The sequence below is a fragment of the Streptomyces sp. NPDC058653 genome (assembly GCF_042716895.1).
Lineage (GTDB): Bacteria > Actinomycetota > Actinomycetes > Streptomycetales > Streptomycetaceae > Streptomyces.
This window is the reverse complement of sequence record NZ_JBHXRM010000037.1, coordinates 1-21,271: the sequence shown is the minus strand read 5'-3', so window position 1 is coordinate 21,271 and position 21,271 is coordinate 1. Positions and strand designations below refer to the sequence as shown.

The 21,271-nt window shown below is 71.9% G+C and carries 16 protein-coding genes and 1 pseudogene; 4 read left to right on the top strand and 13 right to left on the bottom strand.

Translation table 11 applies throughout. The features are described 5' to 3' along the window. Nucleotides 1-84 precede the first annotated feature (84 nt). The 7 genes and pseudogenes from ACFWU9_RS26800 to ACFWU9_RS26770 all read right to left on the bottom strand — a co-directional run bounded on the left by ACFWU9_RS26800 (nt 85) and on the right by ACFWU9_RS26770 (nt 10,554). Entirely contained in the window at nt 85-987 is a 903-nt protein-coding gene (locus ACFWU9_RS26800) for an esterase/lipase family protein (protein WP_384322748.1), read from the bottom strand. A gap of 122 nt (nt 988-1,109) precedes the next feature. Then, nucleotides 1,110-1,441, bottom strand: a pseudogene (locus ACFWU9_RS26795) (type 1 glutamine amidotransferase domain-containing protein); the annotation flags it as partial. A gap of 33 nt (nt 1,442-1,474) precedes the next feature. Continuing rightward, on the bottom strand, nt 1,475-2,461 hold the full coding sequence (locus tag ACFWU9_RS26790; protein WP_384322746.1) for an ImpB/MucB/SamB family protein: 987 nt from the start codon (nt 2,459-2,461) through the stop codon (nt 1,475-1,477). Next, on the bottom strand, nt 2,458-5,910 hold the full coding sequence (locus tag ACFWU9_RS26785; RefSeq protein WP_384322745.1) for a DNA polymerase III subunit alpha: 3,453 nt from the start codon (nt 5,908-5,910) through the stop codon (nt 2,458-2,460). Before ACFWU9_RS26785 ends, ACFWU9_RS26790 begins: the two co-directional genes overlap by 4 nt. 630 nt (nt 5,911-6,540) lie before the next feature. After that, a complete protein-coding gene (locus ACFWU9_RS26780) occupies nt 6,541-7,626 on the bottom strand; it encodes a S1 family peptidase (protein WP_384322743.1) in 1,086 nt (361 codons plus the stop codon). A 389-nt stretch (nt 7,627-8,015) separates the two neighbouring features. After that, nucleotides 8,016-8,915: a S1 family peptidase gene (locus tag ACFWU9_RS26775; RefSeq protein WP_384322741.1), complete on the bottom strand. Its 900-nt coding sequence runs from the start codon at nt 8,913-8,915 to the stop codon at nt 8,016-8,018. 418 nt (nt 8,916-9,333) lie between these two features. After that, nucleotides 9,334-10,554 (bottom strand): DUF5685 family protein, encoded by a 1,221-nt coding sequence (locus ACFWU9_RS26770; RefSeq protein ID WP_384322739.1) that lies wholly within the window; start codon nt 10,552-10,554, stop codon nt 9,334-9,336. A gap of 277 nt (nt 10,555-10,831) precedes the next feature. Here ACFWU9_RS26770 and ACFWU9_RS26765 point away from each other — a divergent pair, with 277 nt between their 5' ends. Beyond that, nucleotides 10,832-11,266, top strand: coding sequence for a cell division protein SepF (locus ACFWU9_RS26765; protein ID WP_384322737.1), 435 nt, complete (start codon nt 10,832-10,834; stop codon nt 11,264-11,266). Nucleotides 11,267-11,293: 27 nt separating this feature from the next. Here ACFWU9_RS26765 and ACFWU9_RS26760 read toward each other — a convergent pair whose 3' ends face one another. Then, entirely contained in the window at nt 11,294-12,514 is a 1,221-nt protein-coding gene (locus ACFWU9_RS26760) for an acyl-CoA dehydrogenase family protein (protein WP_384322735.1), read from the bottom strand. A 44-nt stretch (nt 12,515-12,558) separates the two neighbouring features. Next, nucleotides 12,559-14,298, bottom strand: coding sequence for an MFS transporter (locus ACFWU9_RS26755; protein ID WP_384322733.1), 1,740 nt, complete (start codon nt 14,296-14,298; stop codon nt 12,559-12,561). A 437-nt stretch (nt 14,299-14,735) separates the two neighbouring features. Here ACFWU9_RS26755 and ACFWU9_RS26750 point away from each other — a divergent pair, with 437 nt between their 5' ends. Continuing rightward, nucleotides 14,736-15,728 (top strand): phosphatase PAP2 family protein, encoded by a 993-nt coding sequence (locus ACFWU9_RS26750; protein WP_384322731.1) that lies wholly within the window; start codon nt 14,736-14,738, stop codon nt 15,726-15,728. Nucleotides 15,729-15,807: 79 nt separating this feature from the next. On the opposite strand, the gene ACFWU9_RS26745 is transcribed toward ACFWU9_RS26750, so the two are convergent. The 4 genes from ACFWU9_RS26745 to ACFWU9_RS26730 form a co-directional block, all read right to left on the bottom strand. Further along, a complete protein-coding gene (locus ACFWU9_RS26745; protein ID WP_384322729.1) occupies nt 15,808-16,023 on the bottom strand; it encodes an I78 family peptidase inhibitor in 216 nt (71 codons plus the stop codon). 410 nt (nt 16,024-16,433) lie between these two features. After that, nucleotides 16,434-17,399, bottom strand: a complete 966-nt coding sequence (locus tag ACFWU9_RS26740) for a helix-turn-helix transcriptional regulator (RefSeq protein WP_384322727.1) — start codon at nt 17,397-17,399, stop codon at nt 16,434-16,436. An 81-nt stretch (nt 17,400-17,480) separates the two neighbouring features. Next, nucleotides 17,481-18,287 (bottom strand): transferase, encoded by an 807-nt coding sequence (locus ACFWU9_RS26735; protein WP_384322725.1) that lies wholly within the window; start codon nt 18,285-18,287, stop codon nt 17,481-17,483. After that, the gene (locus tag ACFWU9_RS26730; protein WP_384322723.1) at nt 18,284-19,567 is read right to left on the bottom strand and encodes a glycosyltransferase; all 1,284 of its coding nucleotides are present in this window, start codon (nt 19,565-19,567) and stop codon (nt 18,284-18,286) included. Before ACFWU9_RS26730 ends, ACFWU9_RS26735 begins: the two co-directional genes overlap by 4 nt. A 302-nt stretch (nt 19,568-19,869) precedes the next feature. Here ACFWU9_RS26730 and ACFWU9_RS26725 point away from each other — a divergent pair, with 302 nt between their 5' ends. After that, the gene (locus ACFWU9_RS26725; protein WP_384322721.1) at nt 19,870-20,652 is read left to right on the top strand and encodes a hypothetical protein; all 783 of its coding nucleotides are present in this window, start codon (nt 19,870-19,872) and stop codon (nt 20,650-20,652) included. A gap of 215 nt (nt 20,653-20,867) precedes the next feature. After that, nucleotides 20,868-21,191 carry a hypothetical protein gene (locus tag ACFWU9_RS26720; RefSeq protein WP_384322719.1) on the top strand — a complete coding sequence of 108 codons (324 nt, stop codon included), beginning with the start codon at nt 20,868-20,870 and terminating at the stop codon, nt 21,189-21,191. Nucleotides 21,192-21,271: the final 80 nt, after the last annotated feature.

Below are 21,271 nucleotides of genomic sequence, written 5' to 3'. Positions count from 1 at the left end.
GGCCCCCCACCCCCGCCCCCGCCACACAACATCCCCCCGGGGGCCCCCGGCCCCACCGGCCCGCAGCCCCGCGGTGTGTCTGGTTCAGCCGACGACGGACGCGCAGGTCGTCGGTGTGGCACGGGCCGGGTCGAGCGCGTTGGCCACCTCGTGGAACGCGATCCGGTCGATCAGCCCGATCGCCAGATGCTCCGAGACGTCGAGGGCGCAGAGGTCCTGGAGCGTGACGTTCCGGACGTCGGACCCGGACAGGAACTGGCTGCGGTACGGCGTGACCACCTGGTCGTAACGGGTCGCGATGACGGTGTACTTGACGCCGGGCACGGTGTCACCGCCCTCGTTGAGCCTGGTGAGGAAGGGCGATCCGGCGATCTGGTCGGCGAGCGCCGGGGTGTTCTCGCTCAACAGGTCCTCGGCGCCCGGGAAGTGCGGCAGAAGGTTCGTCAGACCGAGCAGGGTCGTGCCGTGGTTGTCCGGCGCGAGTCCGACGAGGGCGTTCACCTTCTGCGCGCCGCCCAGGAACTTGAGGTAGTGGCGGGGCATCATGCCGCCCTGCGAGTGGCCGACGATGTCGGTCTTCGAGGCGCCCGTGGCGGCCAGCACCCGGTCGACGTAAGCGCTCAGTTGCTCGGCCGACTTGTCGATGGGGCCGAGGCCGTGGAAGAACGGCACTCCCGGGAGCTGCCCGTAGTCGAGGGAGAAGACGCAGTAGCCGCGGTTGACCAAGTACGGGGCGAGACCGAGCCAGTTGTCGACGGAGTTCGCGAAGGTTCCGTGGACGAGGACGATCGGGCGGGGATGCGCGGCGGAGGGCTTGCAGGAGAAGTCGTTCCAGCCGCTGCTCGCGGCGGCGGAGGCGGGTGCCGGAGCGGTGACCGCTGTCGGGGGCGCGGCGGGGGTGGCCGCGACGGCGGGTGCGGTGGTGGCGACCGAGACCGCCAGCAGCAGCGCCGCCAGTGGTCGTAACGCGCGTTTCCAGGGCAGCATCGAGCGATCTCCTAGTGGCTCAAGAGGGGGAAGGGGAAAGCCGCCAGCTCTGTGGCCCGGACCACGTCGGCTGTGCTCATGCCAAGTTACGCACGAGTAGCATGCGGAAGGGAAGTTACGCGTCAGTAAAAATATTGAACGCCCGCCGGGCTCCCTGGGTTCTGGCCGGTGAGCGGATTACGGTCCGCCATCACGTGCGACGCCCAGGCTCGCCCTCCTGGTAGTCGGCGCCGAGGGCCACCAGTCGGTCCTGGAGCAGCCACTTGGCCTTGTCGGCGAGACCCCCCTGGGTCTCCTCCGCGTTCGTGGAGCCGGTCAGCCGGTAGCCCGCGGCCAGCAGCGCGGCCGGGCCGTGGCAGGCCACACCCAGTTGCTTGTCGGAGGCCGGCGCCAGGGTGAGCAGCCCGGCGGAGTCGGCGTCGACCGCGAGGTCCTCCATCGGGCCGTGACCGCCGACTCGCGAGCCGGGACCGCCCGGTGCCCTCCGTCAGTCCGCCAGCGTGGCCGGGCGTACCGCCTCCGGTCCGAAGCGCCGGCGGGCGCGGTCCGCCGCCTTCTCCGCCGCGCGGGCGCGGGCGTCGCCGGGGTCCAGGGAGAGCTGACGGGGAGCCGCGTCGGCCGGCAGCAGATCGTCGGCGCGCACCACGTAGGCGCGGACCCTCGCGCGCTGGAGCCCGAGCGCGGCCAGCAGACCGAGAAGAGCCGTCGCGAGCGCGGGCGAGTGGTTGGTCGGCTCCGGGACCGTACGGGTACGCGCGGTGGAGCTGCGGTCGGCGTAGCGCACCGTGAGAGTGAGCCGGCCGGTGACCTGGCCCTCACCGCGCAGGCGTTGGCCGATCCGGTCGGCGAGCCCGAGGACGGCCCGGTGGTGCCCTTCCGCGTCGAGGCGGTCCCGGTCCAGGACGAGGTCGGCCACCAGATGTGCCGCCGGTTCCAGCGGGGTGACGGGGCGGGGGTCGTGGCCCCGGGCGCGCTCGGCCAGCAGCCGGGCGGGGCCCGCGCCGATGAGGCGTTGCAGGGTGGCCGCGGGCGCGTCGGCGACCTGGCCGATCGAGTGCAGTCCGTACCTGCCGAGCGTGGCGGCCGTGGCGCGGCCGATCCCGGGCAGCCCGGTGACCGGGCGGGAACGGAGCCAGACGGCGGCCTCCTCCGCCGGTACCCAGGTGGCCCGGCCCGGCGCCGACGCGTCGGCGGCCATGGTGGCCAGCATGCGGTTGGCCGCGAGCCCCGCGCTGCTTTCGATGCCGTACAGGCCCATCAGCCGCAGCTGCGCCAGCTGGACCAGGCCGAGGGGGGACCGGTCGAAGTATCTGAGCGCGGAGGTCAGGTCGAGTTGGACGGCGTCGGGCGAGACCGTCTGGACATGGGGGGTGATACCGGTCAGCAGGTCGATCGCGTCCGCGTGCCGGTTCTCGTCCGGTCCGGCGTGCGGGTGCAGATGCAGATGGGCGATGTGCCGCGGGCGCGCGGTCATCCCGCGCTCCCCGAGCTGGTGTGGCCGAACTTCTTCAGGTCGGCCGAACGGCTGCCGGGCGGTTGCAGATCGGCGTAGGGGTGCAGCCGGGCGCCCGTGGTGCCGTTGGCCAGGGTGCGCTGCGGCTGGGCGGGGGTCGGGTGCGGGTGGCTCGCGCCGAGCAGGGCGAGCGCGGCCTCGGGGCCGTTGTCGCGGCGGGCGGCGGCGATCTCGTCCAGGTCCCAGACCATGGCGCCGACGACGGTACGACGCGTACCGCGCACCTGTACGGTGCCGCGGACCAGCAGCAGTCCGCTGTGGAAGATGGTGTGCGCGCAGGCCGGGTGGGAGTCCTCGAAGAACGCCAGGTCGACCAGGCCCGAGCCGTCCTCCAGGGTGACGAAGATGACGCGCTTGCCGCTGGCGATCGGCGGGGTCTGGGTGGAGGCCCGTACTCCGGCGACAAGGACCTGCTGTCCCTGGCGGGCCCCGGCCAGATGCGCCGCGTCGGTCGCGCCGATCTCCCGCAGCAGCCGGTGGTGGTGCTCCATCAGATGCCTGGAGACATCGATGCCGTACGTGTTCAGCTCCGCGCTCAGGGCTTCGCGTCCGGTCATCTCCGGCAGTCCGCTCGGCCCCGCCCCGCCGACCGCCTCCGTGTCGATGGGCAGTTGGCCCTCGCCGGCCGACCGGACACGGGACTGCCGGTGGAGTTCGGCGATCTGCAGCAGCAGGTCGCGGCGGGTGAGGCGGCCGTCGTGGAGCGAGTTCAGGGCGCCTGTCTCGGCGAGGCGTTCGGCGACGGGCCTGCTGGGACGGGCCCGCTGCCAGAAGTCCGAGAGCGAGTTGTACGGCTGGCCCTCGTCGATCCGGGTGTACTCCTCTTCGCTGATCCCGTGGACGGCGGACAGCGCGAGCCGTACGCCCCACCGTTCGTCCTCGGTCCGCTCGACGGTGTGCTCCGCCCCGGAGCGGTTGACGTCGACGGGCAGGAGCGGGACGCCGCGCCGGCGGGCGTCGGAGACGAGGACGCGCTTGGGCCACATACCGGGGTCGTGTTCGAGCAGCCCGGCCAGCAGGAACGCCGGGTAGTGCGCCTTGAGCCAGGCGCTCTGCAGGGCCGGTACGGCGAAGGCGACCGCGTGCGCGCGGCAGAAGCCGTAGGCGCCGAAGGCCTCGACGGTCTTCCACACCTCGTCACGGACCCCGGAGTCGTAACCCCGGGCGGTGGTCTCGCGGTGGAACCAGTCCTTGATCCTGGGCAGTCGCTCCTTGTCCCCGAGCGCGCGCCGGGCGATCTCGGCCAGCGAGTAGTCGCAGCCGGTCATCACGGACAGCGTCTGGATGATCTGCTCGTGCCAGATGGTCACGCCGTAGGTGTCGGCGAGCACCGGTTCGAGATCCGGATGGGCGTAGCCCGGGTCGCCGCCGTGCCGGGCGGCGATGTACCGCTCCGGCATTCCTCCGGCGACCGGTCCCGGGCGGAAGAGACTGATGTCGGCGATGACGTCCTGCGGGTCGCGTGGCTGGAGCCGGGAGAGCAGATCCTGCTGGCCGGGCGATTCGAGCTGGAACAGCCCCAGGGTCTGGCTCTCCTGGATGATCTTGAACGCGAACGGGTCGTCGAGCGGTACCTGCCGCTGGTCGTCCAGCTCGACGCGGTCGCCGGTCGCCCGCTCGATCTCCGCGACGGCATGGGCCATCGCGGACTGCATCCGTACTCCCAGGACGTCCAGTTTGATGTTGCCCAGCGCCTCGATCTCCTCCTTGGCCGCCATCGCCATCGGGTAGTTGCCCTGCGGGGTGGGCTGCACCGGCAGCCGGTCCAGGAGCGTCGCGTCACTGATGACCACTCCGCAGGGGTGCATGGCCATGCCGTGGACCAGGGAGTCGAGGCCCTCGGCGAGTTCCCACAGCGGTCCGTACCGCTCCGCCTCCGCCGCCAGCCCGCGCAGTTCGGGCAGTTCGGCGAGGGCGCCGGTGATGTCCGAGGCCCGCAGGTGCGGGAAGCTCTTGGCGATCCGGTCGACGTCCGCCGGTGCGATCCCCAGCGCCAGACCGGTGTCCCGCAGGGCCCGGCGGGCCCGGTAGGTCTCGGGCATCGCGGTGACCGCGACCCGTTCGCTGCCGAACCGGTCGAAGATCGCGTCGTAGCACTCCAGCCTCCTGGCGGACTCCACGTCGATGTCGATGTCCGGGAGCGATGCCCTGCGTACGCTCAGAAAGCGTTCGAAGAGCAGACGGTGTTCGAGCGGGTTGGCCGTGGCGATGCCCAGCGCGTGACAGACCATCGATCCCGCGCCCGAGCCGCGGGCCGCGACCCGGATGCCCAGTTCCCGGATGTCGGCGACGACCTGGCCGACCGCGAGGAAGTACGAGTCGTAGTTCAGCGCGGAGATCACATCGAGTTCGGCGTCGAGCCGGTCGAGCGCGGCCCGGTCGTGGTCCAGGCCGCGCCGGACGAGACCGTCCTCGCACCGCCGGCGCAGCACCCGCGCCGCGCCGTCGGCGCCGGGCCCGGCACCGAACACCGCGGGTTCCGGAAAGCGTGGCGTGCCCAGGCTCAGGTCCGCCGCCGGGTCGACGGCGCACACGGCCGCCGTGGCGGCGGTGTCCGCCAGCAGACGGTGTGCCCGCCGGCTGTCCGCTCCGGCGCATTCGGCGATCCGTCGCGCGATGTCCGCCATCGCTCCCTCGTCCTTGAGCCAGCGGTGTCCGCCGTCCAGGCGGCGCCGGTCGATCGGTCTGAGCAGCCGCGCGGCGTCCAGGACATCGGCGAGCCGGTGCTGGTCCGGGTCGGCGTAGCGGACCGCGTTGGAGAGGACGGCGGTGGTGCCGGTGCGGTCGGCCAGGGCCAGGGTGCGGGCGGCCAGCCGCAGCGAGCCGGGCCCGGTGCCGGACCGCTCGTGCAGGACGGTCTCCAGCCGGAGCCCGGATCCGAAGACCTCCCGCCATGGCGCCAGCAGCTCCGCCGCGATGTCCTCCCGGCCCGCCGACAGCGCCCGCACCGGCTCCGAGAGCGGTCCGAGCAGCGCGATCAGCCCGGGACCTCCGTGCTCCCGCAGCGCGTCCCACGGCACCACCGGTGGGACGCCGGCGAGCGCGCCGACATGGGCGGCCGAGGTGATACGGCACAGCCGGGCCCATCCGGCGCGGTCCTGGGCGAGCAGGACGAACCGCAGGGGCGGCTCGATCACATGGGCGCCACCGCGTGTCGGGGTACGGAGGCGTCGTGCCAGAGGCGGCGGGGCGAGGGCCTCCACCGCCAGATCGATGCCGAAGATCGGACGGACCCCGGCTCCGGCGGCGGCCAGCGCGAACCGCACCGCGCCGGTGACCGTGTCCCGGTCGGTGAGCGCGAGCGCCGGCTGGCCGCGCTCGGCCGCCCGCCGGACGAGGTCTTCGGGGTGGGCGGCGCCGTACCGGGCGGAGTAGCCGGACGCGGCGTGCAGATGGGAGAAATGCCCCATGACACACCTCCGCCCTCACCCCATTCCAGCCATGCGCCCGATACATCTATCGCACGCCCGTTCGATTACTCTAACGCCATCGCCCCTAGTCAGCGACCTGATTCGAACGTGCGAACGACTCCGGAGCCCTCGGAATACGTGGCCGAACAGCTATCGCGCCGTCACTTCCAGGAACCTGACGAGAAGTTGGCGGCGGCTTCCGGACGCCGCGGTGCGGGGCCGCCGTGATGAGTTTCGTCACCCGTTACGGGGAGCCCGCACCCGCCGTCGGACCGTCGGCCGAGCACCCCGCAGAGGTGCCGTTTCCACAGGGCGGGGTCGAGCCGGGGCAGGGGGAGGACCCGGTCCTCTGACCCCTGCGCCCCCGGGCAGCTCCTCGCGCCGAGAGCGGCCGATGAGCATCGTGACGCGCAAGTGCTCCTTCGAACCGACGTGCCCCTACGACGTGCCCGGCGCCACGCCGGCGGGCGGGGTGATCGCGTGGGACCCGGGATCGTCCGGGCGCGGGCGTTCGCACAGAAACGCACACGGCGGGGGCCCGCGCCCGGCGCCGTACACCGAGAAGCCCGGCCCGCCGAAAACGGCGGGCCGGGCTTCCTCGTTCCGTACTGTCGGACTTCCGGGCGGATGTCAGCCGATCTCTGCGCCGAACGCCGAGAGCGCCTCCGGGACCGGCTGGAAGAACGTTTCGCCGCCCGAGGAGCAGTCGCCGCTGCCGCCCGAGGTCAGCCCCAGCGCGGTGTCACCGGCGAAGAGGGAGCCGCCGCTGTCGCCGGGCTCGGCGCAGACCGTGGTCTGGATGAGGCCCTCGACGACGTCGCCGCCTCCGTAGTCCACGGTGGCGTCGAGCGCGGTGACCTCACCGTCGTGGACCTGGGTGGTGGAGCCGCTGCGCGAGACCGTCTGGCCGACGGTCGCGTCGCCCGCCTGCGCGATGGCCTGCGTGCTGCCGTCGTACAGGTCGACCTCGCTCGGGTGCTCCGTGGAGCCCGTGTACTTGACGAGGGCGAAGTCGTTGCCCGGGAACTGCGAGTCCACCATGGAGCCGATCTCGGCGCCGCCGGCGGAGTCGGACCACGAGCTGCCCGCCGTGCCGCAGTGGCCCGCGGTGATGAAGTGCGGCTCGCCGCCGACGACCACGTTGAAGCCGAGGGAGCAGCGGCCGCCACCGGAGTGGATGGCCTCGCCACCGGCGATGAACTTCTTGAACTCGCCCGCGGTCTTCTTCAGTTCGGCCTTGGCGCCGAGCTCCTCCACGGTCCTGGTGAGCCTGTCCAGCGCCGCGCCCTTGACCGTGCGGTCCGCCGTCACGACGACCTTGTTCGACACCGGGTCGACGGCCACGGCCGTGCCGGGGGTGCTCGCCTCGCCCGTGAGGGAGCCGCGGGCGTCCTTCAGCTCGGTGAGGGAGTGGGCCACGACCTTCGCCTTGGCGCCGGCCGCCCGGACGGTCTCGGCGGCCGTGGCGTCGACGACGTTGACGACCAGGGCCTTGGTCTCGCTGTCGTAGTACGAGCCGGCCGCGTCGGCGCCGAGGTCGTCGACGAGGGTGGATGCGAGCTTTCCGGCCGCGGGCGCCGACAGGGTCTTCGCCGTCACCGTGGCGATGTCCTCACTGGCGTTCGCAGTCTGGAAGGAAATCCCGGCCGCGACCAGGGCGGCGACGGAGCCGCCGGCCACCGCAGCGCGCTTCCTCGAAATGCGTCGGTGCTTCAACTGATACCTCCTGTGGGGGCCGCGTCATCGCATGTGGGGTGCGGTGGCGCGGAGGACGAGGCGCCCACTATTCCTAAACTCGCCAGTAGCACACAAGGTCGACTTCCGGACGTGCACACGACGGGTTCATTTCCCTCCCGCCCCGTTCACCTGGGGAGGTCAGGGCCGAGACGGTTCCATTCGTAAACACTCGGTGCAACCACCGGGTCGGCAACGGGTGAGGACTAGTCCTGTCTTGAAACCGCCCCTCCGACAGGGGCGTTCACCCGGGCCGGGGCGCCCTCGGCGGAGCCCGCGGGCAGCCGCCGGAACGCGCCGAGTCCCCGCCCGGAGCTCACGGGCGGGGACTCGGTCCGGCTCTGGGCCGGGCTGCCGGGCTGCGGCGGTGATCAGGTGATGCTGACGCCGTACGCGTTCAGCGCCTCGACGACCGGCTGGAAGTACGTCGTGCCGCCGGAGGAGCAGTTGCCGCTGCCACCGGAGGTGAGGCCGATCGCGCGGCTGCCGGAGTACAGCGGGCCGCCGCTGTCGCCGGGCTCGGCGCAGACGTTGGTACGGATCAGGCCCGAGACGACGTCGCCGCCACCGTAGTTGACCGTGGCGTTGAGGCCCTGGACGCTGCCGCTGTGCGTGCCCGTCGTGGAGCCGCGACGGGTCACCGACATGCCGACCGTGGCGTTGGCCGCGCTGGTGATGTCGATGTTGCCGACGGTGCCGGGACGCGAGACCGAGGCGTTGGAGTAACGCACGATGCCGTAGTCGTTGCCCGGGAAGCTGGAGCCCGCCGTCGGGCCGATGAGGGTGGTGCGCGCCGAGTTGGTGTACCAGTTCGGGTTGCCCTCGGTGCAGTGCCCGGCGGTCAGGAAGTAGTCGGTGCTGCCGCTGCGCACGTTGAACCCGGCGGAGCAGCGTCCGGAGGGCGAGTAGATCGCGTCGCCGCCGGAGAGGAGCTTGGAGAGCTTGCCGGGCGTCCGCTTGATCTGCAGGGCGTCGCCGTTGGCGCCGGCCTCGCGCTTGATCTCGGCGATCTCGGCCGCGCTGACCGTGGTGTCCGCCTCGACGACGAGCGCGTTGGTCGCCTTGTCGACGTACCAGGCGGTGCCCGCCACGTCGGCGCCGAGGACGGCGTCGCTCGCCGCCGCCAGCTGGTTGGCGCTGAAGGTCCCGGCCGTGTCGGCGCTCGCCGTGGGTACCGCGAGTGCGGCGGCGGCGACGAGACCGGTGGCGATGGCGAAGAGACGGGTGTGTCTCGCAAAACCACTGCGGGGGGTGGTGCGCTTGATCCTCACGTGTCGTTCCTCCGAAGGAATCTGGGGCCTGATTGGGGTGGTCTGGCCCGTGAGGCGCAGTCGGGGGCATGTCCGTATTCCGGATTTGCCGTGCCCCTGACAAGCGCTGTGAGGGAGTATTCGATGGGCCAACCGACCGCGCAAGGGCGCCTTTCGGCCACTCGATCGGCTGAAATGCAGCTGGGGCGTCCGAAAACCACCCTCGGGGCGCGATTTGTACGGTGCCCACATGTCGGGACGATCCCGATCCGCACGGCGCGGACCGGGACCGCTTCGGAGTCCCTCTGCTGGCTTGTTTCGGGCGTCGGCCGACCACCGCCGACCGACGCGGCACCCCGGGGCCCTCCTCAGGACCCCGCCCGCCGGACCCGTCAGGGCCGCCCGCCGGACCCGCTTCCGCGGAGGGGACGACCGGTGCTCAGCAGTCGCAACCGCAGTCGCAGCAGTCGCAGTCGCAGTCCCGGCAGCAGCCCTCACGCTTCTTGCGCGACCACGGCCCCTCGTACTCCTTGGCACAGCAGAGTTGGCAGGTGCAGCAGAGACCGATCGCCACCGCGCAGCCGGCCCAGAAGCCGCGCCGCTCCGGCCGGGGAGGCTCCGGCAGGGGGCCGGGCCCGCCGCCGCCGGGGCCGCCCGGGTTACCGCCTCCGTAGGGATGACCGCCCCCGTACGGATTGTTCGAGCCGTACGGGTTTCCGCCCTGGCCCCCGTACGGATTCCCGCCCTGCCCGCCGTACGGGTTCCCGCCGCCCTGGACCGACGCCTGCCCCTGGTGCGAACAGGACGACGTCCCGAAAGCACGGTCGACGGAGGTGCGCAGCTCATGGGCGAGCAGCACATGCGCCAGCCTGTCGTCGACGAACTCCGCGTCACGCAGCGCCAGCCGGATGCCGTGCAGCGCGTCGTCCGCGAGCCGGCGCGCCTCGGCGCGGGAGGTACCGGTCGCGGTGAGCGGGTTCCAGGCGCCCGACGCGGCGTCAGCGGCCTGGTCCTCCACGGCGTCCAGCAGATGCGCGAGCCGTCCGAAGAGCCGTCCGGCCTCCGCGAGCGGCGCCATGTTGCCCGGCCGGCCGGCGAGCACGGCGGTGTGCGCGAACGCCGCGGCCGTCGCCGTCTCGGTCGGCTCGGTGACCGTGAGCAGCGGGGTGCCGGGCCCCGCGAGCGCCTCGATCCCGGTCTGCCGGTCGACCGCGTCGACGAGCACCGCCGTGTCGAAACCCAGCTCCGCGCCGGTGCGCGCGCCCGCGCGGTCCCAGCCGCCGGCTATCCGGCGCGCGGCGAGCGCCACCGGCCGCCGCCTCAACACCCCGTCACCGTCCGCGACGTGGTCCCGAACCTTCGCCGAGGCGAGCACGAGGGACACGGCCGCCGCGAGGCGTGCTCCCCCGCCTTTCGCGACCGGGGCGGTTCGCATCCCCCGGAGTGGGCAGGGGCCAGCAGTACGGCGCCATCCGGTGCCGCGTTCGGCCTGAGCCTCCGTCAGGACGGAGACGATCAGGCCGTCATAGTTGGTCACGATGCGGGAGAACTGTCCGTGGTCCGAGCGAAGTGCCAGGCAGAGCCCGCACAGATGAGCCATCCACTCGGTCTTGAGCCCTTCCGTGAGTCGATGGCTACAAGGCCTCACAATTCCGAACACGGTGCTTCCCCCGGGGTGTGGTTCGACGGTGCGCCTGGCATCGTATCGACCGGACGATTCACTCGTACGTCCTCATCGTCACCCGTCTGGCCGGACTTTCATATTTTCAGTCCGTCAGGGCTCGTACGGAGGAAGAACCCTGACGAATCGCCATATCTTCTGCACCAGTACCGTCACGAATCCCCTGCGCGCCGACAATCCACTTGGCGCGCAATCCGCATCATGGACAACCATAGGGATGCGGAACCACAAGCGACCGCGGTGAAAGGAGGCGTCCATGGGATCGGTGCGCAAGGCGAGTGCCTGGCTGGGCCTCGTTGAGGACAACGACGAGCGTTACTACGACGACGAGTACTCCGAGGGTGCCGAGGGCAACGACACCTGGAAGACCGATCCGCGGGTACGGATCGCCGCCGAGTCGGCTCCCGAGCAGGACCGCAGGATCGCCACCGTCTCGCCGGAGAGCTTCCGGGACGCGCGTGGCATCGGCGAGCTCTTCCGTGAGGGCGTCCCGGTCATCCTCAACCTCACCGCCATGGAACCCGCCGACGCCAAGCGTGTCGTCGACTTCGCCGCCGGTCTGATCTTCGGTCTCCGCGGCTCGATCGACCGTGTCGCCACCCGGGTGTTCCTGCTGACCCCCGCCCACACCGAGATCGTCAGCGGCGAGTCCAAGGCACACGGACGCGACGGCTTCTTCAACCAGAGCTGAGCGAGGTACTCACCGGGCCGCCCCCGGTCACCGGAAGGCGTCGAGACCGGTGAGTGCCTTGCCCAGTACGAGCTGGTGCATCTCCACGGTGCCCTCGTAGGTGAGTACCGACTCCAGATTCGTCGCGTGGCGCATCACGGGATATTCGAGCGAGATCCCGTTGGCCCCGAGAATCGTGCGCGCGGTGCGGCAGATCTCGATCGCCTCCCGCACATTGTTGAGCTTGCCGAAGCTGACCTGCTCGGGCAGGAGCTTCCCCGCGTCCAGACGCCGGCCCAGATGGTGGGCGAGCAGGATCCCCTTGTGCAGTTCGAGCGCCATGTCGGCGAGCTTGGCCTGGGTGAGCTGGAAGCCGCCGATCGCCCTGCCGAACTGTTCACGGGTCTTCGCGTAGTCCACCGCCGACTCGAAACTGGCGCGCGCCGCCCCCATCGAGCCCCAGACGATCCCGTACCGGGCGTGGCTCAGACAGCTGAGCGGACCGCGCAGACCGGTCACCCCCGGGAGTACGGCGTCGGCCGGGAGCCGTACCTCGTCCATGACCAGTTCGCTGGTGACCGACGCGCGCAGCGACCACTTGTGCTTGATCTCGGGCGCCGAGAAACCGGCGCTGCCGGCCGGCACGAGGAAGCCGCGGATTCCCTCGTCGGTCTGCGCCCAGACGACGGCGACCCCCGCGACCGAGCCGTTGGTGATCCACATCTTGCGGCCGGTGAGCACCCAGTCGGTGCCGTCGCGCCTGGCGTACGTACGCATCCCCGCCGGGTCGGAGCCGTGGTCGGGTTCGGTGAGACCGAAGCAGCCGATGATCTCGCCCGACGCCATGTCGGGCAGCCACCGTGACTTCTGCTCCTCGGAGCCGAACCGGTGGATCGCGTACATGGCGAGCGAGCCCTGTACGGAGACGAGCGAGCGGATACCGGAGTCGGCGGCCTCCAGTTCCAGACAGGCGAGTCCGTACTGGACGGAGCTGGCGCCCGCGCATCCGTAACCCACGAGCGACATGCCGAGCGCGCCGAGGGAGCCGAGTTCACGGGTGAGCCCGCGGATGTCCGGCAGCTCTCCGCGCTCGTACCAGTCGGCGATGTGCGGCATGACCCGGTCCCTGGCCCAGGAGCGCATGGTGTCGCGGACGGCCAGTTCCTCGGGATCCAGCAGGTCGTCCAGGCCGAGGGGGTCGCGCGGGTCGAAGGACGGACGCTTCGAGGAGGACGGGGAGGACGGCTTCGGGGCTGGGGGTGCGGACATGAGGGCTGCCTCCGTCGGGTCGCGGATCGTTAAAACTAGCAGCGCTAGTTACGCTCGGCGCCGACATTACGGCGGGGGGCCGGGGCCCGTCCAGAGTCGCCGCGCGTCGGCGCCCGGCCCGCGTGCACCGCCGCCCGGGCCGTCGCACCCTCCGCCTCCCCGCCGTCCCGTGGTGCCGGTATGCCCGCCCCGGCCGTACCCGTGGCCTCCCCCACATGCGGAGCGCCGCACTCCATCACCCGCGGCAGCCGCAGCGCCGCCGCCGCGCCGAGAAGCAGCAGCGCCGCGCTGACCAGGAGCGTGACATGCAGACCGTGTACGAAGGAGTGCCGCGCCGCGATACGCAGGGCCTCCCCCGTCGGACCACCCAGCTGGGCGGCCACTTGGTACGCCTCCCCCAGCGAATGGGAGGCGGCCGACCCCGCCGCCTCGGGGACCCCGTCGACCGCGCCCGAGCGGAGACCGGGCGCGTACGCCGCGTTCATGACGCTGCCGAGCAGCGCGATGCCCATACCCGCGCCGAGCTGGTACGACGTCTCACCGATGGCCGCCGCTCCGCCGGCCTGCTCGGGCGGTGCCTCGCTGAGCATCGACTCGTACGCGCCGAAGAGCGTGGACTGGAGCCCGAATCCGAGCAGTACGAAGGCCGTCGTCAGCAGCGCGGGCCGCTCGTGGTCGCCCATCATCACCAGCAGCAGCACGGCGCCCGCGGTGAGGACGAATCCGCAGGAGACCATCCGGCGCGGACCGACCCGGCGCAGGGTGTGCGACCCGGTGGCGCCCGCCGCCATGGCGGCGAAGGTGAGCGGCAGCAGCCGGAGTCCCGTCTCCAGCGGGCTGAGCCCGAGCACCAGCTGGAGGTACTGGACGGCGATCAGCTCCAGACCGACCAGCGCGAGCATGGCGAGGACGATGCAGCCGACGGAGGTCGAGAAGGTCGGCCGCGCGAACATCCGTACATCTATGAGCGGATGCTTCCGGCGCCTCTGCCGCCGTACGAAGAGGGAGAGCAGGACCGCCCCGAGCAGCAGCGGCCCGAAGGTCTTGACGTCGAGCATCGACGCGCCCGCGCCGAGCCGCTTGACCCCGAGGACCGCGCCGAGCACCCCGCCCGCCGCCATCAGCGCGCCGGCGACGTCCCACGGGCCGTCGCAGCCGCCTTTCGACTCGGGCAGCAGGAAGCGGGCGACGGGGAGGATCAGCGCCATCAGCGGCACATTGATCAGGAAGACCGAGCCCCACCAGAAGTGTTCGACGAGGAAGCCGCCCAGGACCGGTCCGGTCGCGGCGCCGACCGCGGCGACCGCCGTCCAGATGCCGATCGCCATCGCCCGCTCGCGCCGGTCGGGGAAGACGGCGCGGAGGATGGAGAGGGTCGCCGGCATGATCATCGCGCCGCCGACGCCCAGCAGGGCGCGCGCGGCGATCAGCATGCCGGGCGACTCGGCGAGCGCCGCGGCGACGGACGCCAGACCGAAGATCCCGTAGCCCATGAGGAGGACCCGGCGCCGGCCGATCCGGTCGCCGAGTGTGCCGAAGAGGATCAGCAGCGCGGCGCAGACCAGCGGATAGGCGTCGACGATCCACAGCAGCTCGACACCGCTGGGGCGCAGGTCCTCGGTGACGGCGGGGATGGCGACGTGCAGCACGGTCGCGTCGAGCGCGACGAGAAGCAGACTGACGCAGAGGACGACCAGGACGGCCCACCGGTTGGCGCCGTCACCGTGGGCACCGCCGCCGACGGCCGCGCGCAGGCGCGCTCCCGCCGTGGTGGTCCCGGACATCTACCTACCTCCCATTGCGTCTCGCGCTCGGTGGACCGGCCCGGACGGTGGCGGTCCACCCTGGGCGGCCCGGCATCGGCGGGCGAGTGCCGGACACAGTACGCGAGTTCCCCTGTCCCGAACGTGGCCCATGTCACCCGCCGGACGTCGAAGTGTGGCGTACGAAGACGAGCCACGGACGGTCGGGGGGTCACCTCGGCGGGGTCAAGCCTCGGTCAAGCGGCCGGAAAATTCCGCGCGACGCCACGGTGAACTAATTCTGTTTTGCAGATAGACAGTTACCGGGAGCCCGCCGGGGGCAATAGTGCGGCCGGTCACGTGGAATTGGGGAACGGCCTCGGATAAACGGCGTCCCGAGACACACTCCACATCACATCGTCATCACAAAGAGACTGGAACGACCGAGTCGGCCGTTCACTCGCTGTAACGTCGATTGGGTGCGTACCGACATCTTCGCCCGACTGGACCGGGAGCCGGAGCCGCCGAAGATAGAGATCCCGCGGATGAGCCGTACCCGCGCGACCCTCTTCGGCGGGACTTTGGCGATCTATCTCGCCATCGTGGTCGCCGTTCTCGCCTCGTCCTGGCTGGTGACCCTCGACTGGAAGATCATGCTGTTCCGGCCGTACCAGCAGTGGCGGCAACTGCACGCCTTCCTCGACTACTTCGTGGTGCTCGGCCAGCGCGGGCCGACCGCCGTGATGATCGCCGCCTGGCTGGGCTGGCGGTCCTGGCGTCAGCACACACTGCGGCCACTGCTGGTCCTGGGCGCCTCGTTGCTGCTGCTCAACGTGACGGTGGGGGCGGTGAAGCTCGGCCTCGGCCGGCTGGGCCCGCACTACGCGACACAGATCGGCTCGGCCGAACTCTTCGCGGGCGGCGACATATTCCCCTCGGGACACACCGCGAACGCAGTCGTGACGTGGGGCATCCTGGCCTATCTGGCCACCACGCCACGGGCCAGGCGTTATCTGTCGATCGGATCGTCCGTGGTCGCCCTCGGGGTCGGCGCGACGACGGTCTATCTGGGGACGCACTGGCTGAGCGACGTGCTGCTCGGCTGGGTCGCGGGACTGCTGATCCTGCTCGCCCTGCCCTGGTTCGAGCCGACCATCGGCCGTACGGAAGCAGCGGTGTTCACCGTGCGTGAGCGGTGGCGCGAGCGGCGCCGGACGGCCGCCGAACCGGCCGCGGCAGACCCGGGCGGGCCCTGGCCCGTGATAGTCCCTCAACTCCCCGCGCAGGAGGGTGAGGACGCCGGCCGCTCGACGGTCGGCACGGCCCACTCGGGGCGTAACGCGACCGGCAGGAACAGCACCGCGCAGCTCACCCAGCCCCGGCCGCACGCCACGGCGCGCTCGGAGCGGACGCCCACCACCCCGGCGGGCAGCCGCCGTCCACCGCGTTCGCGGCCGGTGACGGGCGGCTGAAATCCGGTCATGGCAACGGAAGACCCCGGCGCGCGCCGGGGTCTTCCGTTTGTGGACCTCGTGTGTCCGAAGCCGCCGGTCAGCCGAGCCAGCAGCGGATGACCGTGTCGTTCTCGACCTCGAAGTTCAGCCGGCCCTGAAGGAACTCCAGGGTGATGATGGCGCCGGGCGGCAGCGCCCTGACGGTGGTCCAGCCGCGCTCGCGCGCGATGCGCTCCGCCTCCACGGCGGTGAGGCCCACATAGGAGTCGGGTGCGTCGTCGGGCTGCGCCGGAGGTGTCGGTATCGATGACATACGGATCAGCCTAGGTCGTCGGGGCGTTGAGGGCGCGGCGGACGTCCGACGCCGGTCGCCCCCGTCGGCCGGTGACGCCGGACGGTGACGGAGGAGGGGTTCGGGCCGGCCGTCCGGTCACCGTCCCCACTCACTTACGTTCGACCGCCGTCACACTTGTGTCACAGGATCACGACACCTGTGCGGCGACTCCCGCCCTCTTCTCGAAGCCCTTCACACATCGCCCGTAAGTAAGGGATAAGTAATTCGGGGGACTCGAAGATCACCATATTTTCCCTGGCCGGAATTCCCCCGTTCGACGGGTCGCCGCCAATTGACATGAAGTATGGAATTAACCTTCGCCTCGCGCAATCAACGGCGGTACGACACCTTCCGGATGTCGGCGGACGCGCCGACTCCCCTCTCCCTTGTTACGGAGCGTCCCCCAGCGCCCGGGAAAGGCGGTCGCGCGCGGTCCTCATGTGCTCGGTCAGCTCCTCCGGTTCGATCACCTCGAAGTCGACGCCGAGGAGCATCACGTGCACCACCATCACATCGAGACCGCCCGCCCCCGTGCGCAGCAGACAGCTGTGCTCGTCGACCGGCTCCAGCACACCGGCGGACGGTGACACCAGATGCGCCGCCTCCGCCGCCGGGACCTTGAGCCTGATCACGGCCGCGGTGGCGTACACCCGGGTGGAGACGCCCTCGGAGACATAGGCGGCCAGATCCTCGGCGGGCGGCTCGCGCGGCGGGAAGCGCGGGCCGTGCGGGGGCCTCGGGGTGATGCGGTCGGCCCGGAACGTACGCCAGTCGGCGCGGTCCAGGTCCCAGGCGACCAGATACCAGCGGTGCTCGGTGCAGACCAGCCGGTGCGGCTCCACGGTGCGACGGCTCGCGGCGTCCCCGTGGTCGAGATAGTCGAAGCGCAGCCGCTCGCCGTCCCGGCAGAGGTTCGCCAGCTCGGTGAGCACGCTCGCGTCGACGGTCGGCCCCGGGCCGCGCAGCATCGGCACGGTGAACGCGTTGAGCGCGCCGATCCGATGGCGCAGCCGGCCCGGCAGCACCTGTTCCAGCTTGGCGAGCGCGCGGACGGACGTCTCGCCGATGCCGTCGATGCCGTTGCCCGCCGCCGTACGCAGTCCGACGGCGACGGCGACGGCCTCCTCGTCGTCCAGCAGGAGCGGTGGCAGCTCGGCCCCGGCGCCGAGCTGGTAGCCGCCGCCGACGCCGGGGGTGGCGTTGACCGGATAGCCCAGCTCACGGAGCCGGTCGACATCGCGCCGTACGGTGCGCGGGGTCACCCCGAGGCGTTCGGCGAGGTCCGGGCCGGACCATTCGCGGTGGGCCTGGAGCAGGGAGAGCAGACGGAGGAGTCGGGCCGAGGTGTCCAGCATGCGAGGAGTCTGCCAGCCGTCGAGGACAGCCCCTGTCCGCATGGGTCCGCATGGGTCCGCATGGATGGACGGTCCAGGTGATCAGCTCCGTGGGTCCAGGCGTACGTGGAGGTTGTTGTCGCCCGAGTAGCAGGGCGCGGCCAGCCAGCCGTCCGCCCCGTACGCCGGGTAGACATGGACGTTCTTGCGGTCCCACACGTCGTCGAGGATCCGGGAGAGCCGGACGGGATCCGCGCCGTGGGCGGGCATCAGCCACAGCTCCCACAACTGGCGCCCGGTCATCGCCGGTTCGGCCAGCGCCTCGTACGGCAGGGTGAAGGTGAAACCGCCGTCCGCGCCGCCGGTCAGGGGGACCCCGTGCGTACGGGGCGCCGTGGCTCCCTCGCCGCCGCCGTCACGCGTCGCCTTCCGGCGCGCCTCGACCCTCGCCCCGTCGCCGGCCTCGGCCCCGTACAGCACGCCCCGTACCGTCATGGCCCCGCCCCCGAGGTGGATCGCCCCCGCCTCCGCGTGCGGCGCGCGGACCCAGCTGCGCAGCGCGAGGCGGCCGTCGGCGGTCGGGTAGGGCACGCGGACGGTGACAGGACCGGCGCCGGGGACCCGGTCGACCAGCGCGCGTACGTCCCTGGTGCCGGGCCGGACGGGCCGCCCGTCCGGGTCGCCCGGCTCCGCGGCGTGGACGATGTCCCAGCGACCCTCGGCGAGCGGGACGGCGGGGTCCAGTACGGCGCGCGGTCCGGTCAGCGGCAGCCGGACCTCGTCGGCCGGTGCGGAGCCGCCGCGTCGCCGCAGCACCAGCTCCCCGCCGACGGTGTCCTTCGCCCGGGCCGGTTCGAAGGTGACGGTGCCGGCCGCGTCGGCCGTGCAGTGGGCGACGAAGGCGTTCACGCGGTCCTCCCCTTGCGGACGGCGGCCGCCGCCAGTTCGCGCACGGTGTGCGCTCCTCCCACGAGCAGGCCCCGGCCGCGCCGTACGGTGCCGCGCACCGTCTCGCGCGGTCCCGCGTTCCGTCCCCGCGCGAGAAGATCGGTGTAGAGCGCCTCGTGGCGCTCGGCGATCCGCGAGGGATCGAACCGGGCGGACGACCTCAGGGCTGCCAGGCCGGTACGGCGCCGCAGGTCGTCGTCCTCGATCAGCGTGAGGAGCCCCCGCGCGATCGCGTCCACGTCGCCGACCGGGACCAGCCTGCCGTCGACGCCGTCCTCGATGATCTCGCCCGGCCCGTGCGGACAGTCGGTGGAGACGACCGGTACACCGCAGCGCATCGCCTCGACGATGGTCATGCCGAAGGACTCGACGCTGGAGGTGACGACGGCGATCGAGCCCTTGACCCACTCGGGCTCCAGGGGGTTCGCGGTACCCATCAGCTGCACGTGGTTGTAGAGCGCGCGCTCCTCGATCAGGGCGCGCAGCGCGTCGCGTTCGTTGCCGGTCGCGTCGCCAGCGCCGTAGATCCGCAGCCGCCAGTCCGGCCGCTCGGCGACCACCTTGGCGAAGGCAGTGATCAGCAGGTCGTAGCGCTTGACGGAGGTCAGTCTGCCCGCGGCCACGACCCACTTCCTGGTGGAGTCGGCCGGGGCGACGGTGGGCTCCGGCACACTGCCCGGGACCGCGTCGATCCGTACGCCGGGCAGTCGCAGCCGGGTGCGGTAGGCGCGCGCGTCGGCCTCGGTGACGGTGGTGACGGCGTCCAGCAGCACGTACCGGTGGGCGATCTCGCGGCGCAGCCGGTGGCTGTGGGTGTCCAGCGTGAGGTGTTCCTGGCCGACCCGGACCGGGCCGCGCCCGGTCTGGCGGGCGATGTGGCAGTTGAGCCCCGGGCGGGTGCCGATGACGACGTCGGCGCTCAGCGACCGCAGATGCTCGGCGATACGGGTGTCGGTGAGGCGGCTGTACTGCTTGTGCCGCCCGTCGCCGCGCGGGAAGACGGCCGCCGGCCGGGCCATGTCGGGGTGGCCGCCGTCGTAACCCGCGCTGTTCTTGCGCAGATCGACGAGATGGCGGAGCAGGACGCCTTCGGGCGGGTTCAGCGTCGGCTCGTCGCGGTGGCGGAAGACCGAGACGATCTCGACGTCGTGCCGCTCGGCGAGCGCCCGCGTGAGGTTGAACGTGGTGCGGATCGTTCCGCCCACGCCGTACGCGTTGTGGAGCAGGAAAGAGAGGTGCATGGGCTGGGGGTCTCCCTGGTCAAGCGTGTCGCGACTGTAGGCCGGTGAGCGGCCCGTCCCGCCGCACGCGCGCGGCGCCGTCGGCCGCCGTCGGGTGCGGCGGCGTCGTCGCACCGTCGCGCAGCACGGCGGCGGCTCCCGCGCGGCGGGGCGGGGGCGGCCGGAAGCTTCACCCGTACGTGCGAGCCGGGCGGGTGGTTCGATTCGCCCGGCTTCGCGCGTGACCCAAGCGACAGCTCACCCGTTGTCTCTTTACGAGCCGGGAACAGCCCGGCCCACGCACCGAGTTCGAGGAGCCACCCGTGCCGCGCATGCTCGACGTCAGCGAAGACGTACGCGCCGAGATCGGCGACGAAGAAGCCGACCGCCTGCTCGTCGGCGAGAACTCCCCGGGCAGCTACGACTGCACCTCCTGCCGTACCCCGGGCGACTCCGAAACCGAACGCACCAGCACGGTGCTGTTCATCGGCGAGGAGACCGCCGTCCTCGCCTTCGCCCACGCCACATGCATCCCCTCCCAGGTCGTGAAGGTCGCCGAGGACCAGCTCCAGGGCGCCGTGCGCTCCATCACGGGCGGGGAGCCCCAGCCGACCGCGCCGGGCACCGGCGGCGACCAGGCCGTCCTCGGTGTCACCAGCGGTCTGGTCCTGATCGACAACCAGCTGCACCCCGCCCTGGTCGTCGAACCGACCGGTCCGATCGCCCGGCCCGGCTCTGTGGGGCAGGAGGACGAGTTCCTGCCGCTCCTGGTGGAGCAGGGCTTCCAGCCGGTCAGCGATCTGAGCCGGACCCCGGGCACGCTGCCGGGCTGGTCGGTGCTGCTGGCGATGGGACAGCTGCACGCGGTCCTCCAGCCCGGTACGGGCGGTGGTACCCCGGTCGCCTGGTGGCAGGCCCATCAGCCGCTCCAGGTGACCAGCGACTGGCGGGCCGCCGCCAACAAGTCGCGGACCGTCCTGGTCTTCGCGGCGCCGGTGGGCCGCATCGGGCAGCAGCCGCGCGAGGATCTGCTGCGTGACGCGCTGGACAAGGCGGCGGCCAACGGCCGTCTGGTGGCGGCGGCCATGCCGCTGGCCGGCACGTGACGGACGACGGACCAGCCCCTTCGGAGGAGTACCGGCCCGGGGAGTACCGGGCCGGTCGGTTCCGCGAGGGGCGGCACCGCGGCGAGGAGCGGGAGCGCGCCGACGACCCGGGCCACGTCCCAGCCGACTCCCCCGACTCCTCCGCCCGACCCTCCCGACCGGCATTTTCGCCGGTCAGGCCGCATCCGACGGACGACGGGGTCGTTGGCACCTACGTGCACTCATACGACCGTCCCCACCAGCAGTACCAGCCCCAGGTCCCCGCGATGCGCCCCGCCCAGGACCCCCCGGCCGGGTACTCGTCCGGATACTCGGCCACCCCGATCTACGACGCCCTGTACTCCGAGTATCTGCGGTCGTTCAGGACCCTGCCGGGCGACCGGAGCGGTGAGGAGGGTCTGGGATTCACCGCCTTCGGTACGGGGATGCACGGGTCCTCGTCGGGGCACCAGGCCCCGTTCACCTGGCAGAGCGGCAGGCAGTACGCGGGTGGCCGCCCGCAGATGGCCCTGCCGCCCGCGCCCCGCAGGGGTCTCTGACCGGCGGGGTCCCCGCCCCCGGGGCCTCCGGTCGAGGTGGTACGGAGAAGCCGGTGGGCCGGCGCGGATGTCGTCCGCGC